This window comes from Microcoleus sp. Pol14D4, from assembly GCF_036701245.1.
Taxonomy (GTDB): Bacteria; Cyanobacteriota; Cyanobacteriia; order Cyanobacteriales; family Microcoleaceae; genus Microcoleus.
The window spans coordinates 1-5871 of the sequence record NZ_JAUBQM010000147.1 but is presented as its reverse complement, the minus strand read 5'-3'; the positions used below and the strand labels follow the sequence as shown (position 1 = coordinate 5871).

At 44.1% G+C, this 5871-nt stretch carries 6 protein-coding genes; all 6 read left to right on the top strand.

The features are described from left to right. Nucleotides 1-333: 333 nt before the first annotated feature. Nucleotides 334-1116 (top strand): DUF928 domain-containing protein, encoded by a 783-nt coding sequence (locus tag QUA33_RS27235; RefSeq protein ID WP_333152770.1) that lies wholly within the window; start codon nt 334-336, stop codon nt 1114-1116. A 17-nt stretch (nt 1117-1133) separates the two neighbouring features. Beyond that, complete coding sequence (locus tag QUA33_RS27230; RefSeq protein ID WP_333152768.1) at nt 1134-1310, top strand: hypothetical protein; 177 nt, start codon at nt 1134-1136, stop codon at nt 1308-1310. 519 nt (nt 1311-1829) lie between these two features. After that, nucleotides 1830-2735 carry a glycoside hydrolase family protein gene (locus QUA33_RS27225; protein WP_333152766.1) on the top strand — a complete coding sequence of 302 codons (906 nt, stop codon included), beginning with the start codon at nt 1830-1832 and terminating at the stop codon, nt 2733-2735. A gap of 41 nt (nt 2736-2776) precedes the next feature. Beyond that, nucleotides 2777-3679 carry a peptidoglycan-binding protein gene (locus QUA33_RS27220; protein WP_333152764.1) on the top strand — a complete coding sequence of 301 codons (903 nt, stop codon included), beginning with the start codon at nt 2777-2779 and terminating at the stop codon, nt 3677-3679. A 324-nt stretch (nt 3680-4003) separates the two neighbouring features. Then, nucleotides 4004-4171, top strand: coding sequence for a hypothetical protein (locus tag QUA33_RS28375; RefSeq protein WP_445304625.1), 168 nt, complete (start codon nt 4004-4006; stop codon nt 4169-4171). A gap of 690 nt (nt 4172-4861) precedes the next feature. Beyond that, the gene (locus QUA33_RS27215; protein WP_333152763.1) at nt 4862-5800 is read left to right on the top strand and encodes a caspase family protein; all 939 of its coding nucleotides are present in this window, start codon (nt 4862-4864) and stop codon (nt 5798-5800) included. Nucleotides 5801-5871: the final 71 nt, after the last annotated feature.

Genomic DNA, 5871 nt, shown 5'->3' with positions numbered 1-5871 from the left:
CTGCCTATCTTTTTTTACCACAAGTTGGCTCAATCCTTACTAACTATGGGTTTGGGGCGGGTTGTCACCCCCCCAGCAAAAAGGGTTGACCAACTGGTTGGTTACTTTGGCAATGAGCACAATACCCCAATAGAGGATCTAAGGTATGAGAAAAAACGCACAAAATCAAACAAGCCATGAATATTGTGAGATTAGGTGACTATGATTTAGAAGTTGAACAACTTCCTAATCAATTAAGGCATCGGCAATTTGATGTTACCATAGTTAACAATCAGTTAGGACAAAAAACTAAATTAGCTATTAAATAATTAAAAAAGGAAAAAGGGCTAAGTTATGATGTCAATTCAATGGTTCTTTAACAAACGCCTCAACATCAAAATACTCACCAGTTGTGCCTTGAGTTTAACGCTGATTGTAACTCCGGCAGTTCTGGCTGGTTATGCACCTGGCAATCAAAAGCCTCCCCCTTCAGAAAGAAGCTCGGATGGAGGAACGACTAGAGGGTGTTCTGGAGGAGATATGCCACTAACCGTTCTCGCCCCTGTGAACTACATAGGACGAACGATTTCTCGATACCCTACGTTCGCTTGGTTTGTGCCTAATGATTCTGCCTCCAAGCCAATAAAACTAACGATTTACGAGTGGGTTCCAGGTGCTAAACCCCAACAAGTTCGCGAGATATCCTTGCAGAGTTCACCGGGAATTATGAAATTATCTCCGTTCTCGAATAGCGAACAAGGACTGCAACAGGAGAAACAATATCTTTGGCAAGTTGTTATCAATTGCGACCCAGATAACCCATCAGGCGATCTAGTAAGCGAGGCAACTATTGAGGTTGTAGCAATGCCTGCTGCCGTGCAAAGTAAACTCAACAAAGCAGTAAATAGCGTTGAGAAAGCTAATATCTATGCTGAGGCAGGTTTATGGTACAACGCGCTAGATGAAGCGCTCAAACTCGCCCAAGCGTCGAAACTGGGAGAAATAGGTTCAACTTTGTTAAAAGATTTGGCTGTGTCGGAAGCACCAACAACCACTTCACAATTGTCGCCAAAAGAACGGGACGCTCGCGCTAAACAAATTGAAACCTTGAAGCAGATTGCAGACAGTACACGCTAACTAACCTCTAAGCAGTAATGAAAAACAACACTTCACGTCGTGCAGTTTTACAAGGTTTGATGGCTAGTGCAATTGTTATCGGGTTTGATGTAGCCAATCGTTCTTGGGTGACATCTGCCAGTGCCATATCTTTGTTTGAAACTTTGCCACCTCTTTCTGGAGTTCTTTACTTCAGGGGGCGACAACGAGTCTAAAGAGGTTGCTCCATCAGCTTTATAGCTCTTAATTCCCTCTGATAAAATGCTCGCCCATTAGGAAATAAACTCATCATGGACTCTACCTACTCCTGACAGGAGTCCAAGGCAATAAACCAATTTTCGCCATATAAACCAATCCAAAACTTACTATGTCTTCTTCTATTTCTCCCTAGCTCTTTGAGACGGCTGTACAGTGCCTAATTAAATAACAGCGAGACAACTTTGTGTCGCTGAGCAAAACCTTCCCTCTTACAGGATTACAGAGAAAGTTTGCGAGCGCGTTCTAGCATTTGACGATCAGCATTGGCAAGCTAGATTGAGCCAAAAAAGCAAGCCAGATTTAGCGACGGCCTCTTTAACGGCACTCATATGTCTCCACGTCAAATAAAAAGTCACTGTACAGTTGATATCGTTTCCGGTTGGATGGGAATGATAAAGTCAAGGTCAATAATTCCTCCTTCCCCCGCTCCCCACTCCCCACTCCCCATCATTCCGGTGTAACCGGAAAGGAAAAAAATGCTAAGATCACTTGAAATTTTTAGCGATGGTCGCATCTACGAAATAAAAGACGACCTAGCCGTTAAAGTCACGGAGACAAATGGACAAGTAAAAGCATTAATTGATGCTTTAAAGTTTAGCGTGGCTAAAACATACAACATTCATCCTCCAGACGAACAACCGCCTGATGTGACAGAACGCAGAGGTTCAAAGCATATCAATGAAGAAGGCTTTAAGCTTCTGACTGCGTTTGAAGGATGTGAGCTGACTGCTTATGATGATGGCGGTGGAGTTTGGACAATTGGTTACGGACACACTGGCGATGATGTTTATGAAGGACTGACGATTAGCCAAACACAGGCAGAAGAATTGCTGAGGATAGATTTAGAAAAATTTGAATCCTTTGTTGAAGACGCCGTAGAAGCTCAGCTCAATGACAGTCAGTTTTCTGCACTGGTTTGCTTCTGCTTCAACGTCGGCCCAGGAAAAGACGGTTTTGGAGGTTCAACTCTTCTCGATCGTTTGAACCAGGGAAATTATCAAGGAGCAGCTAATCAGTTTCCTGTGTGGAATAAGGTAAATGGTCAACCCTGGCTAGGGCTGACACGCCGACGATTGGCTGAACGAGTACTGTTTTTGGGAAAACCCTGGCCGTCATTCTTAACCTATGAAGGAACAGGCGAAGAAGTAACAGGGGAAACAATCGCAGAAGCACCTCGCACTTTGAAACTCACCGAACCCATGCTCCAAGGTGAGGATGTTCGTCAAGTACAAAAAGCTTTGAAAGCCGCAGGAATCAATCTTGAACCTGATGGATTCTTTGGCAACGGTACTGACAAGGCAGTGAGGCAGTTTCAGCAGCAGAAAGGGCTAGCGGCGGATGGTGTTGTAGGTGCCGAAACTCGAAAAGAATTGGGGCTCTAACATACATTGTGTAACCAAATTCAAACAGATTGGAGAAAACCATGACAGACTCAAGCGATCTTTTATTTAATCAACCTGTAATTGTCGAAGCCTGTGAAGAATTTGTCCAACGGGATCGATTGGAAGTTAGAGGCAGTTTCCCCGGATTGCTCAAAGATGCACCGATGTCTTCGACTGCGGTGGTCAATGGCTTATCCCAGCAGTTGATATCTCAACTGCAATTGATTGTGCCAGATACCTTTGTCAGTTTTGATGATCTCAATGTAGACTTGCTGGATGCCGCCTTTCCCTATGTACAATCCCCAGCAAAACAAGCACTCCAGAAAGCGATTCAAGATCGAGGTCAAACGATGCAGGTTAACTCGGCATACCGCACTATTGCTCAGCAAATGCTGCTGTATAACGATCGCTTCAACAACCCCAATCCTGTAGGTGCGCCGGGAGCCAGCAACCACCAAACTGGATTAGCGATCGACATTGAAGATGCAACAGGCTGGGAAGTTTATTTGATGAAGTATGGCTGGAATCCCTTACCAGGCGATCCACCTCACTTCGACTACCAAGGTGGCGGCACGATCGATCTTCGCAGTCAATCAATACTCGCATTTCAGCAACTTTGGAATCAGAACAATCCTGATGCCAAGATTAGCGAAGATGGCGACTTTGGCACTCAAACCGAGGATGCACTTAATCGATCTCCTGCTCCAGGGTTTTCTAAAGCACCGTGGGATGACAAACCCAGAACGTTGCGATTGGCCGTGCCCAGAATGGAAGGCTCGGATGTACTCCTGCTCCAGGAAAGTTTGAAAAAAGCTGGCATTCTAGTTGGAGCTGATGGTGAATTTGGGCCGGGGACAGACAAAGCTGTCAAGGAATTTCAGCAAAAAAAAGGGTTGAAGCCAGATGGAATAGTCGGTCTCAAAACCCGTGAACAAATGGCTTAAGGTGTTCGCAATATAGTCAACAGAATTTTGAACTGAAAGATACGTCACTGAAAGGGTAGAGTTTTGTTAAAAGTTGGAACTAGCCGCTCCAAAACTCTGCTTAGGCAATAATATTCTTGTACTGTGCCTAATTAAATGACATCGAGACAATTTTGGGTCGCTGAGCAAAACCTTCCCTCTTACAGGATTACAGAGAAAGTTTCCTCAGCGTTCTAGCATTTGGCGATCGGCATTGGCAAGCTAGATTGAGCCAAAAAAGCAAGCCAGATTTAGCGACGGCCTCTTTAACGGCACTCATATGTCTCCACGTCAAATAAAAAGTCACTGTACAAAAACCGTGACTTAGGGGGTTACAGATATTCCGTAGATGCTATTCCCTTCTCCCAAAACGATTGGCGACAGCACTTTCGTCCGGTTTGGGACAAGTTGGTCAGTGCAAAACGACGTTACGATCCTAACAATTTGCTAACTCCTGGTCAGGGTATTTTTTAGCGACTGATTGGCGTTCTCACTTTGGTATTCCAGATGAAGATAATTTTTGGACTTGACTGAGCTTGACAAATTACTTGGTTTTTGGTTTTAACCGAACCGTATTGACCGCACCCTACAGCCAGTTACCGATGAGGATAAAGGGTGCTCGTTTTTGCAAATATATTCATTAGCTTAGCTCGGTTATTAATGTCAAAATAGTCGCTTGATTCTATCTATTTTAGCGTTGTTAGTTTACACAAAATCAATTCACTTCTTAGAGTAAGAGTAATTTTAAATTACCCCTTGCACAATTGTGCAATGATAACTACATTAAAAAGCAACAAAACATACAAATTTAAGCACTAATCTTGGCACAAACTACTCTAGTTTCATCCAATATACTTATTTATCGTATTACTACTACCAACCACACGCTCACCAGAAAAACCAAGGAGAAAAACAAAAATGGCTTACAAACTGGTTACTTTGGCAACTGTACACAATATTGTCACCAAAAGAACGGGAGGCTCGCGCAAAACAAATTGAAACCTTAAAGCAGATTGCAGATAGCGCAAGCTAGTTAACCAAATCTTGAATTTAAAGATGCGTTACTGAACTGGCAGAGCTTTCTCAAAAGCTGGAACTTGTGGCTTTAGAATGCTGGTGCGGCAGCAACGCTTTTGAAAAGAGACACTAAGCAAGGAAAGTAAAATGGCTGACCAACCTGAGAAAAGACCTAACATTCATGCTCTCCTAATTGGGATTAACTACTACAAACCCAACCGCTTGTATCCAAACCTTAAAGGGTGCGTGCGTGACATTAACTTAGTAGATGACTACCTCAGACGAACGTTACAGATTCCAGCAGAACGAATCCGTAAGCTTACTTCTCCAAATCGAGAAGACTCAACTCTTTCAGAAGTTAGGGGTGGAATCGAACCAGATGTTTTGCCAACTTACGAAAACATCGTCAATGCGTTTAATGAAATTACTGAGAAAGCTCAAACGCAAGAATTAGTTTACATTCACTACTCCGGTCATGGTGGGCGTGCAACCACCATCTACTCAGAGCTGAAGGGGGATGGACAGCATGACGAGGGAATTGTCCCAATGGATATTGGCGAACAAGATGGGCGCTACCTCCGGGATATTGAGCTAGCTACATTGCTAAAACGCATGACGGATAAAGGATTGGGTGTCACTGTTGTTCTGGATAGCTGCCACTCCGGTGGTGCAACTCGCGGTGATTGCGCTATTCGCGGCTCACAGGAGGAGGATACGGCAGATCGTCCCCAAGATAGCCTGGTCGCTTCTCGCGAAGAGTTAATCGAGAACTGGAAATCGCTGGTTGAAGGATCGAACCATACTGGCTGGGTTCCAGAGTCCGAAAAGTACGTAGTGCTAGCAGCTTGTCGTCCAACCGAATATGCTTGGGAGTATGCGGAGGAAGGAAAAGAGCGCCATGGTGCTTTAACCTACTGGATGATTGACAGCTTGAATACTATTTCTGGAACGCTGACCTATAAAACCCTGCACGATCGCATCAGTGCCAAAATTCAGAGCAAGTTTCCCAATCAATTACCCATGTTGTTGGGAGAAGGCGATCTTTCAGTGTTTGGTAGCAATCTGATTGCTAATCGATACACGTAATTGCTCAACCCCCTTGACAAGAGAACGAGATAGACATTAGATAGAGGAATGAAAAAACTCCCTGACCTAAA

Bases quoted from the DNA above. Each gene is read 5' to 3' on its own strand.
- QUA33_RS27235 (WP_333152770.1), top strand. From the start codon at position 334: ATGATGTCAATTCAATGGTTCTTTAACAAACGCCTCAACATCAAAATA.
- QUA33_RS27230 (WP_333152768.1), top strand. From the start codon at position 1,134: ATGAAAAACAACACTTCACGTCGTGCAGTTTTACAAGGTTTGATGGCT.
- QUA33_RS27225 (WP_333152766.1), top strand. From the start codon at position 1,830: ATGCTAAGATCACTTGAAATTTTTAGCGATGGTCGCATCTACGAAATA.
- QUA33_RS27220 (WP_333152764.1), top strand. From the start codon at position 2,777: ATGACAGACTCAAGCGATCTTTTATTTAATCAACCTGTAATTGTCGAA.
- QUA33_RS27215 (WP_333152763.1), top strand. From the start codon at position 4,862: ATGGCTGACCAACCTGAGAAAAGACCTAACATTCATGCTCTCCTAATT.